Annotated in this window: 22 protein-coding genes; all 22 read left to right on the top strand. The window is 36.1% G+C overall.

Annotation, left to right across the window (positions count from 1 at the left end):
• A partial coding sequence (locus A0F92_RS04250; RefSeq protein ID WP_253810139.1) for a Wzt carbohydrate-binding domain-containing protein occupies window positions 1-786 on the top strand: 786 nt, incomplete at its 5' end.
• A 10-nt stretch (window positions 787-796) separates the two neighbouring features.
• Window positions 797-1,564 carry an FkbM family methyltransferase gene (locus A0F92_RS04245; protein ID WP_167516803.1) on the top strand — a complete coding sequence of 256 codons (768 nt, stop codon included), beginning with the start codon at window positions 797-799 and terminating at the stop codon, window positions 1,562-1,564.
• A gap of 18 nt (window positions 1,565-1,582) precedes the next feature.
• Window positions 1,583-3,400: an asparagine synthase (glutamine-hydrolyzing) gene (asnB, locus tag A0F92_RS04240; protein WP_068242039.1), complete on the top strand. Its 1,818-nt coding sequence runs from the start codon at window positions 1,583-1,585 to the stop codon at window positions 3,398-3,400.
• A gap of 9 nt (window positions 3,401-3,409) precedes the next feature.
• Window positions 3,410-4,360, top strand: a complete 951-nt coding sequence (locus A0F92_RS04235) for a glycosyltransferase family protein (RefSeq protein WP_068242038.1) — start codon at window positions 3,410-3,412, stop codon at window positions 4,358-4,360.
• A 66-nt stretch (window positions 4,361-4,426) separates the two neighbouring features.
• Window positions 4,427-5,047 carry an acyltransferase gene (locus A0F92_RS15960; protein WP_068242037.1) on the top strand — a complete coding sequence of 207 codons (621 nt, stop codon included), beginning with the start codon at window positions 4,427-4,429 and terminating at the stop codon, window positions 5,045-5,047.
• Window positions 5,044-5,904 (top strand): class I SAM-dependent methyltransferase, encoded by an 861-nt coding sequence (locus tag A0F92_RS04225; RefSeq protein ID WP_068242036.1) that lies wholly within the window; start codon window positions 5,044-5,046, stop codon window positions 5,902-5,904. Before A0F92_RS15960 ends, A0F92_RS04225 begins: the two co-directional genes overlap by 4 nt.
• Window positions 5,889-6,800, top strand: coding sequence for an NAD-dependent epimerase/dehydratase family protein (locus A0F92_RS04220; RefSeq protein ID WP_068242035.1), 912 nt, complete (start codon window positions 5,889-5,891; stop codon window positions 6,798-6,800). The genes A0F92_RS04225 and A0F92_RS04220 overlap by 16 nt, the downstream gene beginning before the upstream one ends.
• A complete protein-coding gene (locus tag A0F92_RS04215) occupies window positions 6,779-7,942 on the top strand; it encodes a glycosyltransferase (protein ID WP_068242034.1) in 1,164 nt (387 codons plus the stop codon). The genes A0F92_RS04220 and A0F92_RS04215 overlap by 22 nt, the downstream gene beginning before the upstream one ends.
• Window positions 7,935-8,816, top strand: coding sequence for a glycosyltransferase family 2 protein (locus A0F92_RS04210; RefSeq protein ID WP_068242033.1), 882 nt, complete (start codon window positions 7,935-7,937; stop codon window positions 8,814-8,816). The genes A0F92_RS04215 and A0F92_RS04210 overlap by 8 nt, the downstream gene beginning before the upstream one ends.
• The gene (locus tag A0F92_RS04205) at window positions 8,813-9,769 is read left to right on the top strand and encodes a hypothetical protein (RefSeq protein ID WP_068242032.1); all 957 of its coding nucleotides are present in this window, start codon (window positions 8,813-8,815) and stop codon (window positions 9,767-9,769) included. The genes A0F92_RS04210 and A0F92_RS04205 overlap by 4 nt, the downstream gene beginning before the upstream one ends.
• 4 nt (window positions 9,770-9,773) lie before the next feature.
• Window positions 9,774-10,829, top strand: coding sequence for an NAD-dependent epimerase/dehydratase family protein (locus A0F92_RS04200; RefSeq protein ID WP_253810137.1), 1,056 nt, complete (start codon window positions 9,774-9,776; stop codon window positions 10,827-10,829).
• A 12-nt stretch (window positions 10,830-10,841) separates the two neighbouring features.
• Window positions 10,842-11,900, top strand: coding sequence for an NAD-dependent epimerase/dehydratase family protein (locus A0F92_RS04195; RefSeq protein WP_068242031.1), 1,059 nt, complete (start codon window positions 10,842-10,844; stop codon window positions 11,898-11,900).
• Window positions 11,901-13,061, top strand: a complete 1,161-nt coding sequence (locus tag A0F92_RS04190) for a glycosyltransferase (RefSeq protein ID WP_068242030.1) — start codon at window positions 11,901-11,903, stop codon at window positions 13,059-13,061.
• Window positions 13,058-14,161, top strand: coding sequence for a glycosyltransferase (locus A0F92_RS04185; RefSeq protein ID WP_068242029.1), 1,104 nt, complete (start codon window positions 13,058-13,060; stop codon window positions 14,159-14,161). The genes A0F92_RS04190 and A0F92_RS04185 overlap by 4 nt, the downstream gene beginning before the upstream one ends.
• A gap of 7 nt (window positions 14,162-14,168) precedes the next feature.
• Entirely contained in the window at window positions 14,169-14,999 is an 831-nt protein-coding gene (locus A0F92_RS04180) for a glycosyltransferase family 2 protein (protein WP_068242028.1), read from the top strand.
• A gap of 890 nt (window positions 15,000-15,889) precedes the next feature.
• Window positions 15,890-16,534 (top strand): class I SAM-dependent methyltransferase, encoded by a 645-nt coding sequence (locus A0F92_RS04175; protein WP_068242025.1) that lies wholly within the window; start codon window positions 15,890-15,892, stop codon window positions 16,532-16,534.
• A 33-nt stretch (window positions 16,535-16,567) separates the two neighbouring features.
• Entirely contained in the window at window positions 16,568-17,500 is a 933-nt protein-coding gene (locus A0F92_RS04170) for a glycosyltransferase family 2 protein (protein ID WP_068242024.1), read from the top strand.
• 97 nt (window positions 17,501-17,597) lie between these two features.
• Complete coding sequence (locus A0F92_RS04165) at window positions 17,598-18,071, top strand: acyltransferase (protein WP_167516802.1); 474 nt, start codon at window positions 17,598-17,600, stop codon at window positions 18,069-18,071.
• Window positions 18,072-18,380: 309 nt separating this feature from the next.
• Window positions 18,381-19,280 carry an NmrA family NAD(P)-binding protein gene (locus tag A0F92_RS04160; protein WP_068242022.1) on the top strand — a complete coding sequence of 300 codons (900 nt, stop codon included), beginning with the start codon at window positions 18,381-18,383 and terminating at the stop codon, window positions 19,278-19,280.
• A gap of 72 nt (window positions 19,281-19,352) precedes the next feature.
• On the top strand, window positions 19,353-20,117 hold the full coding sequence (locus tag A0F92_RS04155) for an SDR family NAD(P)-dependent oxidoreductase (RefSeq protein WP_068242021.1): 765 nt from the start codon (window positions 19,353-19,355) through the stop codon (window positions 20,115-20,117).
• A gap of 17 nt (window positions 20,118-20,134) precedes the next feature.
• Complete coding sequence (locus A0F92_RS04150; protein ID WP_068242020.1) at window positions 20,135-21,058, top strand: helix-turn-helix domain-containing protein; 924 nt, start codon at window positions 20,135-20,137, stop codon at window positions 21,056-21,058.
• A 318-nt stretch (window positions 21,059-21,376) separates the two neighbouring features.
• Window positions 21,377-22,603 carry a geranylgeranyl reductase family protein gene (locus tag A0F92_RS04145; RefSeq protein ID WP_068242019.1) on the top strand — a complete coding sequence of 409 codons (1,227 nt, stop codon included), beginning with the start codon at window positions 21,377-21,379 and terminating at the stop codon, window positions 22,601-22,603.
• Window positions 22,604-23,140: the final 537 nt, after the last annotated feature.

The following is a 23,140-nucleotide window of genomic DNA, read 5'->3' as shown; positions in this document are numbered from 1 at the left end:
GTAAAACGCTACAGCAGTGGCATGTATGTGCGGCTTGCGTTTGCCGTGGCCGCCCATTTAGAGCCCGAGATACTGATTGTAGATGAGGTACTGGCTGTGGGCGATGCCGAATTTCAGAAAAAATGCCTGGGTAAAATGAAAGATGTAAGTGTGAATGACGGCCGAACGGTATTGTTTGTAAGTCATAATATGGGGGCGGTTTTAACTTTATGTGATTCAGGTATTATGATTGAAAATGGCAATATATTTTATCAAGGTGAAATCAGGAACTGTGTTTCTGAGTATGTAAATCGAAAAACAATAGACATTGTAAATATTTCTAAAATAAATAGGCGTGAGGGTGACGGAAAATTGCGGATACATGATTTGCTAATTTATAATAGCCGTAATCAAATAGTCAATAAAATATTAATGGGGGAAGATTGTACCATTTTTATTCAATTAGATATTCAGGAAATTGAAGTTTTACAAAAAGAAGGTTTTGAAATTGCCATGGCTTTTAAAAATGAGTTTGAACAACAAATTATACACTTGTCAAATTTTATATCAGGTGATTTTTTTTTCCTGGAAGAGGGTAAAAGAATTTATTGCCACATTCAAAAATTTCCTTTGTTGCCCGGAAAGTATACGCTGAATATTTTTACAAGATTCAAAGGAATAGTAAGTGATTGGATAATGGATATTGGACCGATAGAAGTAATAGATTATGATTATTACAAAACCGGTAAAATTGAACATAAGCAGGGGTTAGTGCTTGTGGATTATAAATGGGGTATTGAAAATTAAATCTATCAATATGTTTTTTAAAAAAAAACAGAAAATATCAAATGTCATCGATAGGGCTGAAGCTGTTATCCTAAAAGATAAAGAAAATAATTTATATTATTATCCTTCTGGTTATCCGTTTTCAGAACAGGTTTTAGTAAATGGTTTTAGTTATGATAGTCCAGAAGACCTTTCTTATTTTAAATCCAAATTTAGAGGTGATATTTTGTTTGATATTGGGAGTAACCATGGAGATTTTAGTCTTTTCTTAGCAAAAAATTTTAATAAAATTTATGCATTTGAACCTGACTTAAATAATCTGGAAATTCTTCAGAAAAATATTTTATTAAATGAAGTTAAGAATTGTGCGGTATTTAATGATGCTATTTCTAATAAAAACGAAGTTAAAGTCCCTTTTTATATTTTAGCTGCTGATGGCCACCATTCATTGGGTAAAGTAGCCACTTCAACATATAAAAAAACAGCATATGTAAATTGTATACGATTGGATCACTTCATTCAAAATTATTCCATTCAGAAAATTGATTTGATGAAAGTGGATGTTGAAGGTTTTGAATTAGAAGTATTTGAAGGTTTGGGTGATTATTTAAATAAATCTTTTGTTACTAATATTTTTTTTGAAATATCAAAAGTGCCCCTTGAAAGTATAAGTCAAAAAGCAAGCAATATAGGTAGCTATTTGGTTAATCGTGGATATCAGATTTTTGACATTTATGATCAACCATACCATCCGGATGATTTAGATAAAATATATTTTGGAAATTTTATAGCTAAATAACATTTAAACTTTAATTACGTGTGTGGAATTTTAGGTTTTGTAGGGCAATGTGAGACAGAACTATTTAATGGAGCATTGAACAAATTATCGCATCGTGGCCCTGATGGTTTTGGGGTTTGGAAAGATGATACGATAATTATGGGGCATAGGCGCCTTTCTATTTTAGACTTGTCTTCCAATGGAGCTCAACCAATGCATTGGGCTAACCGTTACATCATTACTTTTAATGGTGAAATTTATAACTATGTTGAATTGAGGAATGACCTTGAAAAAAAAGGGGTGCGGTTTAAAACAAATACCGATACCGAAGTATTACTGGCATTATTTGCCGAAGAGGGGCACGCTTGTTTAACGAAATTAAATGGTATGTGGGCTTTTGCAATTTATGATAAACAAGAGCGTACTTTATTTCTTTCAAGAGACCGGATGGGAAAAAAACCTTTATTTTTTTCTCAACAAAACAATTATTTTGTTTTTGCTTCCGAAATGAAATCCTTATGCCCGTTTTTACCAAAGGTGGAAGCTGATTATGGTTTAATTTCATATGTAATGGAAAACATTTTTGATTATGAGGCAACGGAAAGCTGTTTAATAAAGGGCATTGTGCGGTTCCCTGCTGCTTCATATGCTTATTTTAAGCATAATCATTTGGAAATATCTAAATTTTGGAATCCTGTTGAATCAATGATACAAGTACCCAAAAAATATAATGAGCAGGTTGAACTATTTCGCGAATTATTTATTGATTCTTGTAAAATTAGAATGCGGAGTGATGTTCCAATTGGTACTGCACTAAGCGGAGGTATTGATTCTAGTGCTACTATCTCTACCATGTCCTATATTGCTAAAAATTTAAATGGTAATTTTAATCGAGATTGGCAACATGCATATGTTGCATCATTTCCCGGTTCTGAAATAGATGAAACGAATGAAGCCAAAAAAGTTGTTAATAATTTAGGTATTTCTGCAACATTTTTAAATATCGACCCCATAAAAGATATTGATAAAATATTTTACTACAGTTATCTTTTTGAGGAGTTATATATTACCTCCCCAATTCCTTTTATTCAATTGTATGCGCAAGTAAAAAAGAATGGGACAAGTGTTACATTAGATGGGCATGGAAGCGATGAATTATTTGGAGGATATCCATTCGATTTAAGGCCGAAACTCTTAGATGATCACCCTAATCCAATAAAAATGTATAATACCCTTAAAACAATAAATAATGTAAACAATTTAAATAACAATTATAGTTTAAAAGATTTCATTTTAGAATATAAGCAAATTTCAAAAGCCAAATTTGTACATTTTTATAAGCCTGAATATCTTCAAAAAAACTATGCTCGTCTCGATTTTTTCAACAATCGATTATTTAATTCTACATTTACATCCATTTTACCAACTCTCTTGCGCAACTATGATCGGTATTCCATGATTAATGGTGTTGAAATTAGAATGCCATTTTTAGATCACCGTATTGTTTCATTTGCTTTTTCAATACCAGGATCTTCAAAAGTTAGAAATGGTTATACAAAAGCACTTTTGCGTGATGCCATGAAAGATTTTTTTCCTGATGAAATTCGGCTTCTTAAAAGAAAAATTGGGTTTAATTCTCCATCTACTGAATGGATAAAAGGTCCGTTAAAAGAATGGTTGCTTGATGAGATGGAGTCTGCAGCATTTAAAAATTCTGCAATAATTGATACTAAAAAAGTAAAAAAAATTGTATATGGTGTGATGAATAATCATTTGGCTGGTTTTACTGACGGGGAAGCTGCATGGACCGCATTTATGCCATACGTATGGGAAAAATCATTAAATTATTTTAAATAATTTTTTTTGATGGCTGCACCAATTGCTTTATTTGTATATCAACGGCCAGAATTAACTTTTCAAACATTGGACGCTTTATCGAAAAATGAATTAGCCGATGTTTCAACATTATACATATTTTCCGATGGTCCAAAAAATAATGCAACTATCAATGAAATAGAAAATATTTCTCGTACACGCACAATTATTCGGCAGAAAAATTGGTGTAAAAAAGTAATTATAAATGAATTTCCTGAAAACAAAGGGTTAGCTAAATCAGTCATTGATGGGGTCTCTCAATTATTGGAGGAATATGATTCAGTGATTGTTTTAGAAGACGATCTGATTACTTCCATTGGATTCCTGAAATATATGAATGATGGGCTTAATATGTATCGTAAAAATAAGGAAGTAATGCAAATTTCCGGGTATCAATTTCCAATTCAATTAGTTCCTAGAAATACTTCATTTTTTCTTCCTATGACTTCTTCATGGGGTTGGGCTACATGGCGCAGGGCTTGGGTTTATTTTGATCCCAATGCCACCGGCTATGAAAATTTGTTCAAAAATAGAAAATTGCGGTATAAATTTAATTTGGGTAATTCTTATGCTTACTCAGATTTATTAAAAGCACAAATGATATATAAAACAGTTGACTCTTGGGCTATACGATGGTGGTGGAGTGTATTTAAAAGCGGGGGTTTAACATTATACCCTGATACTTCTTTAGTTAAAAATATTGGAATCGGTAATACAGCTACCCATACAAGTAATGCTGGCGATGTTTTTACAACTTGCAATTTTAACAATAATTATTTTATATATAATTTTCCAATATTATTGAATACAAATAAGATTGTTTTCAAACAAGTAAAAATTTTTTTATCAAAAAATACTGTTTCTAAAAAATCAACAAATTACTTACAAAAATTTGTTTTGAAAGTAAAAAATTGTATACCATCAAAAAATATAATAAAGTAATTTTAAAAATATTTTTATTGTATAATAATTTTAAAAATATTTATTATAGATATAATTTCTTTCTTTATGTTTTTGCGTTTAGTTAAATCAATAATATCTTCTTTGGGGTATAGTCTTGTTAAAAAGGAGTTCAAACGTGTTGACTATAATTCTTATATTTTTGTTGGCAATAATTCAATTACAAATAATTTAAATGTCACAATTCGGATTTTAACAGAAAAAAAATTTCTAATTATCGGTAATGATTCAATTATTGCAGGAAATTTTACATTTGAAAATGAAAATGGTTTAATTGAAATCGGTAATCGTACTTTTATAGGTGGTGGAAATTTTATTAGTAATACCGGAATACAAATTGGTAATGATGTCATGTTTTCATGGGGTTGTACGGTTATTGATAATAATGCACACTCTATTATTTCATCTGAACGAATAGCCGATGTGGCAGATTGGAAACGAGGTATAGACGAAAATAAAATTGGTGCATATAAAAATTGGAATTTTGTAAAAGGTGCCCCCATAAAAATTTGTGATAAAGCATGGATTGGTTTTAATTCTATAATATTAAAAGGGGTTACTATTGGAGAAGGCGCAGTAGTTGGGGCGGGGAGTGTTGTTACAAAAGATGTTCCACCTTATGCTGTTGTTGCGGGTAATCCGGCTAAAATTTTAAGATATACTACATGACCTGGCACGATACCATAGCCTATATTCGTTCACAACCCGAGTTTCAGGACCTTGTACGATTGGCCTATTTCGATTCCGACCTCACCAAAAATGTGGAACGCTTTGGGGAAAGTGAGGAATTCAAGGAAACGTTGGAACTCGTACAAAGGTGGGCACCAGACGCCAAAACCATTGTTGATATTGGTGCAGGGAATGGTATAGCCGCCGTAAATTTTGCGCTCAAAGGATATATTGTTACGGCTGTAGAACCGGACCCCAGTACAACAGTTGGTGCCGGTGCTATTATTGGGCTGCAACAACAATACCAATTAAACAACTTAACTGTATGCAGGTCAACTGCGGAAAATTTGCCCCTGCCAGATAATAGTGTAGATATTGTTTATGTGCGGCAGGCGATGCACCATGCTGCCAATTTAGTACAATTTATGGCCAATATTGCAAGGGTGCTTAAAAAAGAGGGATTGTGTATTACTGTTCGGGATCATGTGGTTTTTGATGCCGCAGACAAAGAACGATTTTTGGCAGCGCATCCCCTTCATCGCTTTTATGGTGGTGAGAATGCTTTTCATCCGAACGAGTATATACACGCCATGCAACAAGCCGGATTAACTGTTTTGAAAGAGTGGAAACATTTTGATTCAGTGCTCAATTATTTTCCTGAATCTACTGACAATATACTTCATCATACTGAACGAATGGATCAATTGTTGCGTCAATCCCTGCAAAAAAAAATTGGGCAATTGGCTAAAATTCCTTTCCTTTTTCGTTTATACCAATGGAAAAACAAAGCCCTATACACTTTAGACGAGCAAAAAATTCCAGGTAGAATGTATTCGTATTTATGCATCAAAAAGTAAATATTTTAGTGGTAGGTGCGCTGGGTTTTATTGGCCGGCATACCGTTCAATATTTTGGTGCCCAGCCTGGCTATCAATGTTTTGGTTGTGATGTGCTGCCTGAATATGGGTTACAGCATTATTGGCAAATTGATGCTACCAATGCTGACTATAAAACTTTATTTGCGCAACAGTATTTTGATGTGTGCATTAATTGTTCCGGCGCTGCCAGTGTGCCGGATTCGATGCAGCATCCGGATAGGGATTTTCAGTTAAATGTGTTCAATGTAGCCAAACTTCTGGAGGCCATAAGAACACAGCAACCGCTTTGTAAATTTATACAATTATCCAGTGCAGCAGTATATGGTAACCCACTTCAATTACCTATTCAAGAATCAGACCCACTGCAACCGGTATCGCCCTATGGCCAACATAAACTAATGGCCGAAACGTTGGTGCAGGAGTATGTTAGCTTTTTTGCATTAAAAGCCTGTATACTTCGTTTATTTTCAGTATATGGACCCGGCTTAAAAAAACAACTATTTTGGGATTGGCATCAAAAAGCAAAACAGCAAGCCGAAGTAGAAATGTGGGGTACCGGTCATGAAACCAGAGATTTTATTTATGTGGATGATGTAATACAGGGAATTTTTTGTGTCATTAAAAATGCTGAATTTAACGCCGAAATCTACAACCTTGGTGGAGGGGTTGCTACAACTATTGAAGAAGCGGCCAATTATTTTGCTATACACCATCAACCGGAATTTAAATTTAAATTTAATCAAACAGTTCGAAATGGTGACCCGCTTTACTGGAAAGCCGATATTAATAAAATCATGGGCTTAGGCTATTTACCGCTTACATCACTTTCTAATGGTTTATTAAAATATATTGAATGGTTAAAAGAAGAAAAATAGGGCTTTTATATCAATACAATGAAAATTGGATTGGGGGCACTTATTATATTCAAAATCTAGTGATAGCACTCAATAGACTGGCAAGGGAGGAAAAGCCATTTCTGGTTATTATTTGTCAGGATAGAACAACATTTTATTCTTTTAAAAAAATAACCGGCTATCCTTTTTTAGAATGGAGGGCAATGGTTGGTAAACCTTATCTATTCACAAGGTTCATGAATAAAGTATCGGGTATTTTATTTAAAAAGATTTTCTTTCAAACAGTTCGTATTAACACCTTTAATGATATAGATATATTATTTCCTGCCATTGAGCACAGTGCATTTAGCAATGTGAAACACAAACTTTTTTGGTTGCCTGATTTACAGGAACATTTTTATCCTAATTTTTTTACAAGTTTTGAGATAAATGAAAGAATAAGCCAACAAAAAAAATTGATCAGCAACAATGATATCATTTTATTCAGTAGTTATACGGCACTTCATCATTTTAATACAATTTATCCTCAAAATTTAAACCAAAAGTTTGTACTTCCTTTTGCAGTAAATATACCCAAAATTTTATCAGATAATAATCAGGAAGTACTGCATCAATATAAAGTTGGAGAGCCCTTTTTTATCTGTTCAAATCAATTTTGGCAGCACAAAAATCATCTGGTCATTTTTGAAGCCATACACATACTAAAAGCTAAAGGAATTGGGATACATGTTGTATTCACAGGCAATGAAAATGATTATAGAGATAAAACTTATTTTCAAAAACTACAATGCCGTAGTAAGGAGTTAGGAATTAATGACCAAGTTCAATTTTTGGGTTTCATTCATCGCAACGATCAGATTACTTTATTAAAAAAAGCATTGGCTATAATACAACCTTCTTTGTTTGAAGGGTGGAGTACAATTGTGGAGGATGCAAAAGCACTAAATGCTTGGATTATTTGTTCTGATATTGCTGTGCATCAAGAACAATTAAATGCTTATCCCAATTGTGCATTCTTTTCAGCGGAAGATGCCGAACAATTAAGTACACAATTGGTTTCTTTTTTGGGGAAAAAGCCCATTACACCTTATGATTATTCTACTGAACAAAATAAGCACACGCTTCAGTTAAAAGCACTCTTCCATTCAATTAGTAATGAATAATAGCCACCCTTTTTATTCTATAATAATTCCTACTTTCAATGCTGCAGGTAGTATACAGGCATGTTTAGATAGCATTATTCAACAAACCTGCTTCGATTATGAAGTTTGGGTGATAGATGGCTGTTCAAATGATTCTACAGTTGCATTGCTTCATCAATTTGAAAACATCTGCCCTCAATTAAATTTTATATCTGAAAAGGATAAGGGGATATATGATGCCTTAAATAAAGGCATTCAACGTGCCAAAGGTGAATGGATAATATGTTTGGGAAGCGATGATATTTTGTATGATACAACAGTTTTATTCAATGCAAAACAATGGATGCAATTCAATGTCGGGGAAAAAATGGTTTATGGTGATGTTAACATATTCGGTGATAACCACTGGGCTAAAGATGGTCATGTGTATGATGGAATTTTTACTCTAAAAAAATTAATTCATAAAAATATTTGCCAACAAGCTATTTTCTATCATCATTCGGTATTTAAAGAACTGGGTTTATTTAATGAAAAGTATTTTATTTGTGCAGACTGGGACTTTAATTTAAAATGTTTTTCTAGATACCAACCAAAGTATATTAACCTGGTAATTGCTCGATTTTCCGCAGGTGGGTTATCTTCCACTTTTCAAAAGAATGACGATTTTTTAACTTACGATTTTGTTGATAATTGTGCCCAATATTTTAATGTTTCAATCTTTAACCAATTGTTCAAGCAACATTTTCAGATTTTGTTGAATAAAGCTATTTGGTACTACAATCAACATCAGTGGCGTAAAAGCTTACAACATTTTTTGGCTGCAGTATATCATGCAAAGAAACCGATATACCTTATAAAAGTTTATGTACGTAAAACAATATTTAATTTTTTATGACACTATTTTTCACGCTTTGCTCCAAAAATTATATTGCACAAGCCATTACCTTACAGCAATCATTGAAGGAAATACATCCTAATATTGATTTTGTTATTGGCATTGTTGATCAACTGAACAATGTTGAAAAAAATAAATTAAAAAATTATTCCTTTCTTGAAGTGGATGACTTAGAAATAAATGTTTTCAATAACATGAAACTAAAATATAATGTTATTGAACTGAATACTGCAGTAAAGCCATACTATATTCATTATTTTTTTCGAAAAGGCTTCCAAAAAATTATATACTTCGATCCGGATATCTTCGTATACATTTCCTTGAATAGCATCATTCAACAATTAGATGAATACAGTTTTATTCTTACTCCCCATTTTAGCACACCTATATATGACAACTTTCTTTTGTCAGAACAGATAGTATTAGGAACCGGAATTTTTAATCTGGGTTTTTTAGCCATTAAAAATGATACAACAGGTAATGCTTTAATAATGTGGTGGCAAAAGAAGTTATTAGATGAATGTATTTTAGATTTAAGCAGAGGATATTTTGTTGATCAAAAATGGATGAATTTATCCATTTGTCATTTTGATAATTATTTAATCAATAAAAATAAGGGTTTAAATGTCGCCCATTGGAATTTACATGAAAGAAATGTTTCTTTTAAAGATGGTCAGTATTGGATAAATGATACAGTCCCCCTTATTTTTTTTCATTTTAGTTCTTACTCTCCTGATCAACCCAATAAGATAGCAAATTGGCAGAATCGTTTTACTTTTGAAACCAGACCAGACATTGCTCCCTTATTTCAACAGTATGGCGAAAAAGTATTGACAAATAATTATATATTTTGGAAACAATGTAAACCGGTATACGGAAAAAAGCTTCATAAAAATAAATCTATGAAACATCGTATACAATATAAATTAATTCATTGGATACAATCAATTTAACCACATGATGAAAACACTTTTAGTTACCGGTTCTTCGGGGCTTGTAGGCAGTGAGGTATGTTTGTATTTTGCCCAACAGGGCTATCAAATACATGGCATTGATAATAACCAGCGGGCTATTTTTTTTGGGCCTGCCGGCGATACCCGTTGGAACCAGCAACGCCTGTTACATGCCATTCCAGGTTTTCGGCACCATGAACTGGATATTCGTAACCGCTCAGCAGTGCTGGGCCTTGTAAAAACGCTGCGTCCCCATGTTATTGTACATACTGCCGCACAACCCAGCCACGATAAAGCCGCCCAAATACCTTTTGATGATTTTGATACCAATGCCGGGGCCACTTTGAATATGCTGGAAGCAGCCCGTCAATTCTGCCCCGAAAGCCCATTCATTCATATGAGCACCAATAAAGTGTATGGCGATGCGCCCAACCGGATTGCCCTAACCGAAATGCCTACCCGTTGGGAATTTGCCGACCCTGCCTATGCCGAGGGTATACCCGAAACCTTTAGTATTGACCAAAGTAAGCACAGCCTGTTTGGCGCTTCTAAGGTGGCGGCTGATGTGCTGGTTCAGGAATATGGGCGTTATTTTAATATGCCCACCTGTGCTTTGCGGGGTGGTTGCCTTACCGGGCCTAACCATAGTGGCGTAGAGCTGCATGGGTTTTTGAGTTATTTGGTAAAATGCAATATTGAAGGGCGCAAATACATCATTTATGGCTATAAAGGCAAACAGGTACGCGATAATATTCATAGTTACGATATTGCCCGTTTTATGGAAGCCTTTGTGCAAAACCCCCGAGCCGGTGAAGTGTATAATTTGGGTGGCGGCAAGGGCAATACCTGCTCTATTGTAGAAGCTTTTGCCTTAACCCAAGAATTGTCGGGACAGGAACAGGTATATGCGTATGTAGATACGCCCCGAGCCGGTGATCATATTTGCTATTACAGCGATTTGCGCAAAATGAAGGCCCATTACCCCAACTGGGATATCCGTATTGGTTTAAAAGAAACCATAGGCCAAATGGTGGATAGTTGGAAAAAAAGGGTGGGGTAAAAATATCGTTATATGCGTATTCTCATTACAGGCATTGCCGGATTTGTAGGGACTAAGATGGCGGAATATTGTCGCAGCGCATGGCCCGATGCCTATATTGTGGGCATTGATAATTTGAGCAGGAAGGGCGCCGTAACCCATATTCCCTTATTAAAGGCCATGGATTGTGTGTGGGTAAAGGGCGATATTAGTAACCGGAATGATATGGAAGCCTTACCGGAGGTAGATTGGGTGATTGATTGTGCCGCTAATCCTTCAGTATTGGCAGGTAGAGCTAATGATAGTTTGCCCTTAATTCAGGATAACTTAATAGGTACTGTTTATATCTTGGAAAAATGTAAACGCGATAAGGCAGGTCTTATTCTAATTAGTACCAGTAGGGTGTATTCCATTGCCACCTTGAATAATTTACCATTAAAAAACAACGGACTTGCCTTTACGATAGATGCCACCCGACCCTTGCCTCCCGCTATTACTGCAATGGGCGTTACTGAAAAGTGTGCCGTTACAGCACCCATTTCACTATATGGTGCTACTAAATTGGCCAGTGAAGTCATGGCCTTAGAATATCATCATAGTTTTGGTTTCCCGGTGTGGATTAATCGTTGCGGGGTACTGGCCGGTGCCGGGCAGTTGGGTAAAATTGATCAGGGTATTTTTTCGTTTTGGATTTACCAATATTTATTGGATCGTCCTTTATCGTTTATCGGATATGGTGGTACCGGAATGCAAGCCAGAGATATGTTACATCCTGAAGATTTATTCAAATTAATATGGCAACAAATTATGCATCCAATTACCCGGGCACCTCAAATACTGAATGTGGGAGGTGGCCTTTGCAATACCATGAGCCTGGCTGAATTAGATGCCTATTGCAAAACACATATTGATGCTGAAAAAAAAGTAAACCGCATTCAAGAAAACAGACCTTATGATATTCCGTATTATTGCACTGATTATACTTTGGCCAAAGATACTTGGGGTTGGGAACCGAAACATTTAAGCATAACTATCTTAGATGAAATATTGAAGTATGGTCGAAACCATCTTGATTTTATTAAAACTTTATAATTGCGCATAGCTTTTTTTGTACAATATAATCATCAGGTAGGCACTTATTTCCGTTGGCATAATTTGGCCAAAGCACTTCAGCAATTGGGGCATGAAGTAGATGTTTATGCAGGCGATCACGATTGGAAAGCAAGAAGAAGAACGGAATGGAGCGATGGTATATTTTATACCATTATTCCAGCCTTGCCAACTGCCCGACTACTGTATGCGCCCAATGATATTTTTTCGGCAATGCGTTGGCTGTTTCATTTACCAAAAAAGGAATATGAAGTGTATCACTTATACCAACCATTCCTGCATGCCGCAGTAGCATGGAATTATTTGCGCCTTTTCAAAAGAAAAGCAAAGTTTGTATATGATTGGGATGATTTATGGACCGGAGGTTTATTTCTGCAACCCAAAGGATGGAGAGAAAAGTATTTGATGCTTGTAACTAAGTGGCTAGAAACGAGATTGCCACAACAAGCAAATGGTGTAACTGTATGCTCATCTTATCTACTGCAATTATTAAAGCCTCTAAACAATGTTGCAATCATCAAAAATGGTTTTTGGGCTAAATCTTTACCTCAAAAAACATCGCTTCGTAAAAAATGGGATTTACTAGATAATACTTTTTATCTGGGATTTATTGGTAAAACGGCAGATGAATTAGATTGGGTAATAGGCGCTCTCTTACTTTTAAAAGAGCAAACAAATCTTAAGGTTGGGCTTTTAATTGCCGGCCCCCCAGATAGTTATGTAAAACCATTGTTGCAACAATGCAAACATCAGGACTCAATACGTTATTTGGGTAATTTATCGGCAAATGATGCAGTTGAAGTAGCTGCAGCAATAGATCTGGGATTGATACCATTAGCTGATAATGCTTTTAATCGAAGCCGTTTTCCTGTAAAATTTTTAGATTTTCTTTCTGTATTAACACCTGTTTATGTTTCCGACGTAGGAGATGTTGGCCAATTGGCGAGAAATTTATCCGGGGCATTTCTTGGTTCAAGTACTAAAAGCAACTGGATAACAGATATTATACCTGTTGTACAACAACTTACCCAAGGAAAACAATATCTGCCTGATATTGAGCATTTAACTCCTTTTTCGTGGCAAAAGATTGCAGAAGAACTGGTAGACTTTTACCAAACATTATGTAAACAAATTAAACAATGAGAAAGTCATTGGTATTTTTGGTTTGTACCGGTGTAGGGCATGTGCACAGGGGGTATGAATCGTTTACGGAGGAGTGTTTTGCTGCCTTAAAGAATAGCACCGCTTTTCAGCTATATTTATTAAAAGGGGGCGGGCCGGCAGCAGAGCAGGCTATTCGGGTGCCTTGTATACAACGCGGTTCAATATGGACTAAAAAATTAGCCCGTTTATGGGGTACAGAGGCTTATTTTATTGAGCAATTCAGTTTTTTTTTAGCCATGCTGCCTTTATTGCTTTGGTACCAACCCAAGGTAATTTATTATAGCGATTTTAAATTGGGTACCTGGTTATGGCAGTTGCGCAGGTTTTTACAATTCCGTTCCCAATTATTGTTTTCGAATGGTGCCCCTAACGGACCACCCTTTTCGCGCATGGACCATGTGCAACAATTGCTGCCTTATTATTATATGGCAGCTTTAAAAGCCGGGGTTTCAGCAGCACAAATGACTGTATTACCTTATGGGTTTAACATACCCCCGTTGCAAAACCTTACCACCCATAAAATAAAGTATAAAGCAGCATTGCATTTGCCCATTGAAAAAAAAATAATTCTATCGGTGGGTGCGGTGAACTGCTACCACAAGCGCATGGATTATGTGGTGAAAGAATTTGCACAATTGGATACCGCACAGTACCATTTGGTGATACTGGGACAAATAGAAGCAGAGAGCCCACAAGTAATACAGTTAGCCCAACAAATGTTACCGGAAAATACTTACCTTATACAGCAAGTAAGTGCGCCTGTGGTGCGTGATTATTTACTGGCGGCCGATTATTTTGTATTGGCATCTCTGCAAGAGGGGTTTGGAAGGGTATTGATAGAGGCATTGGGGGCAGGGCTGTTGCCCATTGTGCACCAGCATGTTATTATGCAGGAGGTATTGCAAAACCATGGCATATATGTAGATATGGAAGCCAGCGGTAGCCTGTTGAAGGGCATTGATACAGTTAATGCAATGAACCCTGACCCACAAGTTTTATGGCAATATGCTTACCACCAATACGATTGGGCAGTATTAAAACCCCGCTATGAACAACTGATTCATTCACTCATACACTAAAAAATACATGTTTTTTTCTATTATTATACCCACCTGTAATAGGCCTCATTTATTGGTGCATTGTTTGGAGCGTTTACGGCCCGGGGTACAAACCCTGCAGGGGGTGGCCTATGAATTGATTGTGAGTGATGATAGCAGCGGAACCGAAACCGCCGAACTGATTGCCGAAAAATTTCCTTTTGTGCAATGGGTAGCCGGCCCCCGCCGTGGCCCTGCCGCTAACCGCAATAACGGTGCCCGATTGGCGAAAGGGGAATGGCTGGTGTTTTTGGATGATGATTGTGAACCGTGCAACAATTTACTACTGGCTTATTGGGAGGCTATACAAAATTACCAACAGGAATATGTGTTTGAAGGGAAAATTATTACCAATCGTCTTTTTCAACATGCCTGGGAAATTGCACCTTTGAATGTAACAGGTGGAAAACTCTGGAGTTGCAATTTCACAATCAATGCAGCTATTTTCAACCAAGTAAAGGGCTTTGACGAATGCTTTAAGTATCCACATATGGAAGATATTGACTTAAGCAATAGAATAAAAAAATATTCAGAAATCATATTTGTGAAACAGGCTTACGTAACACATCCGCCACGTTTATTGCCTAATGGTATTATGCTTGGCCTTTATCATGAATCTGATGTGTATTATCACTTAAAATATCAAATAAAATTGACCAAACTAAATCTAATCAAGTTAATTGTAAATGAAAGAATTAGACGTTTATTAAAAAATAAGTTTTCCTTGTATACATTAAAAGGGTTTTATTATTTAGTACAGGAATTGATTGTGGTGCAACTCAATTTTCATAAATGGTCGAAAAAGTATAAAAATATTTGAATTATTAAATTAATAGGATTGGTTAGTACTTACTTAAATTATATGTAGGATTTTGAGTATACTAAATATATTAGTTATGTGTAAAGGAATTAATGTAATCGCATTTAAAAAAAATAGGAATAACGAGGATTTCTATAACTATCAATTGGTTATGAAATAGATAAAGGATATCAGTTTTTGCGATATGTATATTCATAATTAATGTTATAATGGCCAAACCTGTTTTTATAGTTGATGCAGGTACTGTAATAACAGCGAGATTGTACCGGCCAATACTGTTTTTTATGCTATGAAAATGACAATCATAAAGGCCTTTTACATGATTTTCAAGTTAACCGCAAAGAAAAAAGGGATGCCTACAACCAAATTTGGTACAGAGGTTGGCATGCAGCCGGAAACAGTTTGGTTGTTTAAGCGTAAAGTAAATATAGAGATGAAATAACATGAACTGGATCAATTGGATGTTGTTGTATATGCTGGTGAAATCTTGCTTAGTGGCTATACCTCTATTTAAAGGAAACAAAGCCGTGAAAAAAAAGAATGCCGTTCAGATAACTGCGTAGCAACTTCAAGACGGCAGAACAGGCAATATGTGCATGAAACAAAGAGAAAATATTGAAGTAAAAACGCTATTATGAATATGCAGCAAAAGGAACCGTTTTATGTTTTAAGCAACTAAACCGGAAGCCGGAAAGCTGTGCGCCATTTAGTTTAAATAAATCCAATTGTATTGTTTATGAAGATTATGCGGATTTGAAAAAAAAATTGCGGCTTTAACAAGAAAAGAATATACCGAATTACAAACAAACAGTTATTATTGGGTTTATACTTTTACTACCTCAAATGTTGCTCAGCAGTTTTTAAATACTTTAAAATTAAAATAACCCTAGATGTTAATTTATCGTGCTTTGAATACCCATGTTTTAAATGAGGTTAAAGAAGATGCTATGCGTATTTTGGATGTAGGATGCGGTTCGGGTAATTTGGGGGCTGCATTAAAAATACAAATGCCCAGTAGAAAAATATATGGTATTACATATTTTGAATCAGAACGTTTAGAGGCAAGTTCACGTTTAGATAAAGTTTGGGTATGTGATTTGAATACAACCTTACCCGATTTAGAAGGTACATTTGATTGCATTATCTTCTCGCACATATTAGAACATACTATGCATCCTGAAAATGTACTATTACATTTTAAACAGTACTTGCAAAAAGAGGGTATTGTTATCATTGCACTTCCAAATGTTCTCTTTTTTAAACAACGGTTAGAATTTTTCAAAGGAAATTTTAGATATTCTAACATTGGTGGTTTAATGGACAACACACATTATACCTTTTTTGATTGGAATACTGCTGCCGATTTATTATTGAATACCGGACTAACTATAAAAAAAAGATATGCTGACGGACATTTTCCACTTCCCCTATTTCGTAAAATTTTACCAGGTTTATCAAAAAAAATTGACCAGTTTTTTTTAAAGCTGTATCCCGGATTATTTGGCTTTCAATTTATATTGGTTGGAGGCTTCTGAAGTTAATCTCAATTTTTTTGATTTTCAAATTTAATGAAAGAATATCCCAAAATTACGATTGCTATTCCTACATTTAAACGGCTTAATTTTCTAAAAGAGGCCTGCCAAAGTGTTCTTGCAACAGGATTCACTAATTTAGAGATACTAATAAGTTTAGATGTAGCCATTGATTCCGGACAACCGGATGCTGAGATATTGCATTGGTTGAATGAAATGGTACTAACGGAGGTAAGATTGCGTTATTATGTTACAGATAAAAATCTGGGTCTTAGTAATCATTGGAACTTTATTTTAACCAAAGCTACCGGAAATTATATGATGATAATAGGGGATGATGATAGGTTATTGCCTGATTGCTTAAATGGTTTATTACGTGGCATAGAAGCTGGTGCTGATATTAGTTTTTGTAACCACTATTTAATTGATGCGGATGGAAAGCTTTTGCAAGAAAGTTTCAGTAATACCCGAAAGTTTAACCGCGATAGTTTAGAAGAAGGGCTGGTTAAAAATATAGAAAAATATATATGGTTAAACGCAGTGCCCATCTCAGCAGCTTTAATCAAAACTTCCCTGCTTCAGGAAATTAGGTTTCCTCCGGATATGAATACACCTGAGATTGTGTTTTTTTTGAAGGCAGCACAAGCAGGTGCAAGTTTTTATTTTAGTAACCAGTATTTAGTAGAATACAGGGTGCATAAACAGTCTGCCACCAGCCAGGGGCTATTTCTCGAAAAATTATTTGAAAACCTGGTTGATTTTCCGGTATCTGCTAACAACGAAATATATAAAACCCAATTTATGCAATACATTATAGGAGGAGCGCTTCATCGATATATACAAACCAATCAACGAAAAAAAGCGCTGCAATTATTTTTTCATCATTATTACCCAAGGCGTGCAAATTATATGCTCTCTTTTGGTAAGCAATTGCTTTCATTGATCACGCATAAAAAGAAGAAATTTTAAATTGAAAAATAGCTTATTCAAACTGATTTTTCATTTGCGGAAAGTATCTTTTCTTTTCCGATTATTTTTCAGGAAGTTGAGCTTTCGGGCAAGAGGTATGAAAATAGGAAAGCAGGTATATTTCGGTAAATTAGCAGCAATTTGGCCACACCATATTAATGTGGGCAACAGAGTCCATATAGAAAATAATGTAATACTTAAATTTGACGGGCCTTTTCAAGAAGGGACATCTATTCTGATTGGGTCAGATGTTTTTATTGGAACATTCACCGAATTCAATATTAAATATAGTATTACCATTGGCAACCATTGTTTAATTGCCAGTGGTTGTCGTTTTATAGATCACGACCATGGTATTGAACGAGGTCAATTAATGAAGGAACAACTTTGTCCGGGTGCGCCCATTATCATTGGAGATGATGTATGGGTAGGTACCAATGCCGTGGTATTAAAAGGTGTTACCATTGGCGATGGGGCCATTGTAGCAGCCGGTGCGGTGGTAACCAAAAGCATTCCGCCCTATGAAATTTGGGGTGGGGTACCCGCCAAAAAAATGGGAGAGCGACAATAACCCTGTTATCAACAAGCCTGCCATACAACCGTGCAACCGTATACCCACCACTAACAACTGCCTGAAAATAACTGTTTTGTTCTGAAATAGGGTAATGATGATTGGTGATGCAATTGTAAACAACATGCACTCAAGCCAACCCAACAAACACAGGGAAACAGCATATTGAATAGGGTTTAAACCCTGCACAATGATAGAAAACCAAGCTCCCCCAGTACCCCATTTTCGGCTACGAAAAAAGTAGATTTGGCTACATCTGTTTTTGGGCTTCGGTGCAACTTTGCATCATTCAATTAAAACAGTAAAAAAATGAAAGTAGTATTAACAGGCTCATTAGGGCATATCAGTCAACCACTTGCAACACAATTAATTGCAAAAGGACATTCGGTCACCATCATCAGCAGCAAAGCTGAGAAGGAAAAAGAAATTGAAAACATGGGTGCTAAAGCAGCAATCGGTTCTATTGTAGACACCCACTTTTTGTCTGCAACTTTCAAAGATGCCGACATTGTTTATTTGATGGAACCGCCTTTTAATTTCTTTGACCCTAGCCTTGACCCAGAAAAATTTTGGTTAGACATTGCTACAAGTTATGTGCGAGCTATTCAACAATCAGGTGTAACAAAAGTGATACATCTCAGCAGCATTGGCGCACACACCCATGAAGGCGTAGGAATGTTAGCGGCACATCATGCTGTAGAAAATATTTTGAAAGCATTACCAAACACAGTTTCCATCAAGACAATGCGACCCGTGGGATTTTATTACAATATGTTTGCGTTTATACCGGCCATTAAAAACACAGGAAGTATCATTCAAAATTATGGAGGCGATGAATTAAAAGAACCTTGGGTTTCGCCATTAGATATTGCTGCAACCATTGCCGAAGAAATGGAGTTGCCGTTTGATGGAAGAAAAGTTCGCTACATAGCAAGTGATGAAGTTTCGCCAAGTGAAGCTGCAAAAATTTTGGGCGAAGCCATTGGTAAACCCGATTTGAAATGGATGGTAATTCCCGATGAGCAATTTCAAAGCAATTTAATAAACATGGGCTTCAATCTGCAAGTAGCAAAAGGGTTAACGGAGATGAATGCCGCAAGGCGTGATGGCAAATTGTACGAAGACTATTACCGCAACAGGCCTGTTTTGGGTAAAGTAATACTGAACAATTTCGTAAAAGATTTTGCAGCCGCATATCATCAACAATAATTTTTACACCGGCAGCGTAGCGCCATGCAGTAAAATAAAAAATAAAAAAATCATTCAATAAAAAATATATACGTGAGTACAAAAAACAAAATTGGATTAATAACCGGCGGCAGCCGCGGGTTGGGAAAGAATATGGCCGTTGCCATGGCCAAAAAAGGAATGGATGTGGTAATTACCTACAACACCAACCAAGAAGCTGCAGAGCGCGTTGTTGCAGAAATTCAATCGCTGGGGCAAAAAGCGCTGGCATTTCAGTTAGACACAAGGGCCACCGGTTCTTTTAACGCTTTTATTCAACAGCTAACAGCGCAGTTAAACGAACAAACCGGCAGCCCCAACATCGATTTCCTGATCAATAATGCCGGAACAGCTTTGTACATGCCGGTTGCAAACACTACCGAGGCACAGATGGAGGAGATATTCCACATTCATTACAAAGGCGTTTTCTTTTTAACACAACAACTATTGCCTTTTATAAACGATGGTGGCGGCATTATCAATATTTCCTCCGGTCTTTCACGTATCATAGTACCCGGCTATTCGGTATATGGTTCGTTAAAAGCTGCCGTAGAAACACTTACACGTTACCTGGCAATAGAATTGGGCACAAGAAAAATTAGGGTAAATGCGGTGGCTCCCGGTGCTATTGAAACCGACTTTGGCGGCGGGCTCATGCGCGATAACAAAGAAGTGAATGCCCAGGTTGCAAGCCATACCGCATTGGGCCGCGTAGGCCTACCCGATGATATTGGCGGTGTGGTGGCATTCCTGTGCACAGACGAAGCGTATTGGATAAACGGGCAACGCATAGAAGTTTCGGGCGGTCAATCTCTATAAACAGTTAATTTTACACAATGGCACATACAGCGCCTTACCGAATACAATCAATCAGTGAATTTCACCGGTTAAGCCATTTGCCACAGCCCGAGCATCCGCTTGTTAGCGTGGTAGATTATGCGCAGGTGGCTGCCAACAAAAGGGAGCATGAACATCCATCCATTACTTTTGATTATTATTCTATCTCCATAAAACGGGGTTTGAATGGCAGGATGCGTTACGGCCAGCAGGAGTACGATTTTGATGAAGGCGTAATGTATTTTTTAGCCCCGGGGCAGGTGTTGCAAATCCCACCGTATACATCAACTGAAACAGCTCCATCAGGATGGATATTGCTTATCCATCCTGATTTTTTGTGGAATACGCCATTGGCTAAAACCATTGCCCAATACGAGTTTTTTGATTATTCGGTTCATGAAGCCTTGTTCCTTTCCGAAAAAGAAGAAGCTATCATTAATGGCATTATTCAAAATATTCAGCAAGAGTATCATGGTAATATTGACAAGTTCAGCCAAAGCATCATCATTGCACAGATTGAAACATTGCTCAATTATTCCCAACGCTTTTACCAACGACAATTCATTACCAGGCAAAAAACCAATCATCAAATGCTGGAACGATTGGAAAAATTATTAGCTGATTATTTCAATAATGATGATTTGGCTTTAAAAGGGCTGCCAACGGTTCAATACATTGCCAACCGTTTAAATGTTTCGCCCAACTATTTAAGTGGTTTATTAAAAGCGCTTACAGGGCAAAATACCCAACAGCTTATTCACGAAAAGCTGATTGAAAAAGCCAAAGAAAAGTTATCAACTACCCATTTATCGGTGAGTGAAATTGCCTATGAATTGGGTTTTGAACATCCACAATCATTCAGTAAACTGTTTAAAACAAAAACCAATCTTTCTCCGCTGGAGTTTAGGCAGTCGTTTAACTGAAAGCCCTTTTAACCGCTGGTTTTTTACAATAAATAGATAAAAAATTTTTACATTCATTTTCAACAAACGTTAGTAACTACCTCCGGTATAAAAAGTTACTATAAACTGGGGCGTAAGGGGAATATTACTTTATTGCCAATTGGAAAAAGAAACGTAAACTTTGAAAAGAGGAACTGTTAAAAGTAGAAGAATACACCATCTTATTGAAACAGAGCGGTTGCAAAAAAAGATTCACCTGTTTCTGCACAAAACAGGGGTTGATGGCAAACAATTTAAGTGTATGGATAAAAAAAGTGTACTAAAATGATACCTTGAATTATGGTAAAAGAATATGATGTAATTATTATTGGGGCCGGCCCCTCCGGTATTATTTGTGCCTACCTATTAAAAAACAAAGGTTTAAACATTGCACTTATTGAAAAATCTTCATTTCCAAAAGATAAAATTTGTGGAGATGCACTTAGCCTCGATGTAATGAATCAATTAAAATTAATTGACACAAATCTGGCAGCAGCATTTGAGTTAGTGGCAGAAAAAATACCATCTTACGGTATTAAAATTATTTCACCTGCGGGGCATAGTATAGAATTACCCTTAAACCATGATGAAAGCCATAATAGATGCGGATATGTATGCAAACGCATGGTGTTTGATCATTTTCTGTATGAGCAGCTTAAAAATAATAGTACCATAGATATTTTTTTAGATACCACTGTAACAGACGTAAAATGTACTGCAGAAAAAGCAGTAGTAAATACCAGCAACGGCAGTTTTACTACAACTATGGTGATTGGTGCAGATGGGGCACACTCCATTGTAAAAAAGAAAATGGTTAGTCAAGCAATTGAAAAAAAACATTATAGTGCCGGCCTTCGACAATATTTTAAAAATGTACATCAATTTAACACAAACAATTTTATTGAACTATATTTCTTCAAACAAATATTACCGGGTTATTTATGGATATTTCCATTGCCCAATAATGAAGCCAATGTAGGCATTGGTGTACTTTCTTCAAAAATTAGTAAGCAACACATAGACCTTAAAAGCGTGTTTGAACAGCTTATTAAAGAGCACCCTGCTTTAAAAGAAAGATTTGCAGATGCACTACCTTTAGAAAATAGTAAAGGGTTTGGATTACCCTTGGGTTCAAAAAAAAATAAACTTTCCGGCGAACGTTTTTTGCTGTTAGGTGATGCGGCATCTTTAATAGACCCATTTAGTGGCGAAGGTATAGGCAATGCCATACGTAGTGGAAGAATAGCTGCCGAAATAATTATTGCAGCATTTACAAATAACAATTTTTCTGCTGCATTTTTAAAACGGTATGATCAAGAAATTTATAAAAGAATGTGGTTAGAATTCATGATAAGTAAACAAATGCAAAAACTTTCTAACTATTCAAAAGCTTTCGACTATATAGCCCGAAGGGTTCAAAACAGTACTTACCTGAAAAATTTTATGCGCGAAACCTTAGATAATATGGAAAAAAAGAAAATATTAATTGGCCCTAGCATGCTATTTCATTTATTCTTTAAAAAATGAAATAGTGTACACCCGGTTAAAGCAATATTAACAGCAAACGCTATTGGTTTGTAGCATAATCGGTAAAATTTACTGTGTTGTATTAAAATGGGGTAATGATGATTGGTGATGCAATTGTAAACAACATGCACACAAGCCAACCCAACAAACACAGTGAAACGCAGTATTGACCATGGTTTACAAGAACGGTGTACAGCAGGCCGGCATATAAAAGCGGCTTGGCATAATGGCGGGTACAGTGCTTTGTATAACAGTTTAGTAGGTTCAAGTTCGCTTCTTTCTATGAAATTTTGTGCTAAAAATCTACCACACGTCAAGCCGCAAAACGAAACAATTGTATACTCGGTTTAATACCATTATATGGAACAACAGCCCCATCCATCTATTTTACTCATAGCCCCGCAATATCCCCCTGCCACCAATGGCTTGGGCGATTATGCAGTACGACTGGGTGAGGGTTTAACCGCCGCCGGTTATCGGGTACATTATGCCGGATTATCGCAAGCCGATACCGCTATCCTACACCCTTATACTCCG

Source organism: Hydrotalea flava, from assembly GCF_001623405.1.
In the GTDB taxonomy this organism is placed as follows: Bacteria; Bacteroidota; Bacteroidia; order Chitinophagales; family Chitinophagaceae; genus Hydrotalea; species Hydrotalea flava.
Note: the sequence above shows the minus strand (reverse complement) of the source record. Positions and strands in the feature narration are given on the sequence as shown.

What these genes read in the sequence shown, in the direction of transcription:
- A0F92_RS04170 (WP_068242024.1), top strand. Translation starts at nt 16,568, where the DNA reads ATGAAAGAATATCCCAAAATTACGATTGCTATTCCTACATTTAAACGG.
- A0F92_RS04195 (WP_068242031.1), top strand. Translation starts at nt 10,842, where the DNA reads ATGCGTATTCTCATTACAGGCATTGCCGGATTTGTAGGGACTAAGATG.
- A0F92_RS04200 (WP_253810137.1), top strand. Translation starts at nt 9,774, where the DNA reads ATGATGAAAACACTTTTAGTTACCGGTTCTTCGGGGCTTGTAGGCAGT.
- A0F92_RS04220 (WP_068242035.1), top strand. Translation starts at nt 5,889, where the DNA reads ATGCATCAAAAAGTAAATATTTTAGTGGTAGGTGCGCTGGGTTTTATT.
- A0F92_RS04215 (WP_068242034.1), top strand. Translation starts at nt 6,779, where the DNA reads ATGGTTAAAAGAAGAAAAATAGGGCTTTTATATCAATACAATGAAAAT.
- A0F92_RS04210 (WP_068242033.1), top strand. Translation starts at nt 7,935, where the DNA reads ATGAATAATAGCCACCCTTTTTATTCTATAATAATTCCTACTTTCAAT.
- A0F92_RS04165 (WP_167516802.1), top strand. Translation starts at nt 17,598, where the DNA reads ATGAAAATAGGAAAGCAGGTATATTTCGGTAAATTAGCAGCAATTTGG.
- A0F92_RS04150 (WP_068242020.1), top strand. Translation starts at nt 20,135, where the DNA reads ATGGCACATACAGCGCCTTACCGAATACAATCAATCAGTGAATTTCAC.
- A0F92_RS04235 (WP_068242038.1), top strand. Translation starts at nt 3,410, where the DNA reads ATGGCTGCACCAATTGCTTTATTTGTATATCAACGGCCAGAATTAACT.
- A0F92_RS04245 (WP_167516803.1), top strand. Translation starts at nt 797, where the DNA reads ATGTTTTTTAAAAAAAAACAGAAAATATCAAATGTCATCGATAGGGCT.
- A0F92_RS04205 (WP_068242032.1), top strand. Translation starts at nt 8,813, where the DNA reads ATGACACTATTTTTCACGCTTTGCTCCAAAAATTATATTGCACAAGCC.
- A0F92_RS04145 (WP_068242019.1), top strand. Translation starts at nt 21,377, where the DNA reads ATGGTAAAAGAATATGATGTAATTATTATTGGGGCCGGCCCCTCCGGT.
- A0F92_RS04185 (WP_068242029.1), top strand. Translation starts at nt 13,058, where the DNA reads ATGAGAAAGTCATTGGTATTTTTGGTTTGTACCGGTGTAGGGCATGTG.
- A0F92_RS04160 (WP_068242022.1), top strand. Translation starts at nt 18,381, where the DNA reads ATGAAAGTAGTATTAACAGGCTCATTAGGGCATATCAGTCAACCACTT.
- A0F92_RS04180 (WP_068242028.1), top strand. Translation starts at nt 14,169, where the DNA reads ATGTTTTTTTCTATTATTATACCCACCTGTAATAGGCCTCATTTATTG.
- A0F92_RS04175 (WP_068242025.1), top strand. Translation starts at nt 15,890, where the DNA reads ATGTTAATTTATCGTGCTTTGAATACCCATGTTTTAAATGAGGTTAAA.
- A0F92_RS15960 (WP_068242037.1), top strand. Translation starts at nt 4,427, where the DNA reads ATGTTTTTGCGTTTAGTTAAATCAATAATATCTTCTTTGGGGTATAGT.
- A0F92_RS04225 (WP_068242036.1), top strand. Translation starts at nt 5,044, where the DNA reads ATGACCTGGCACGATACCATAGCCTATATTCGTTCACAACCCGAGTTT.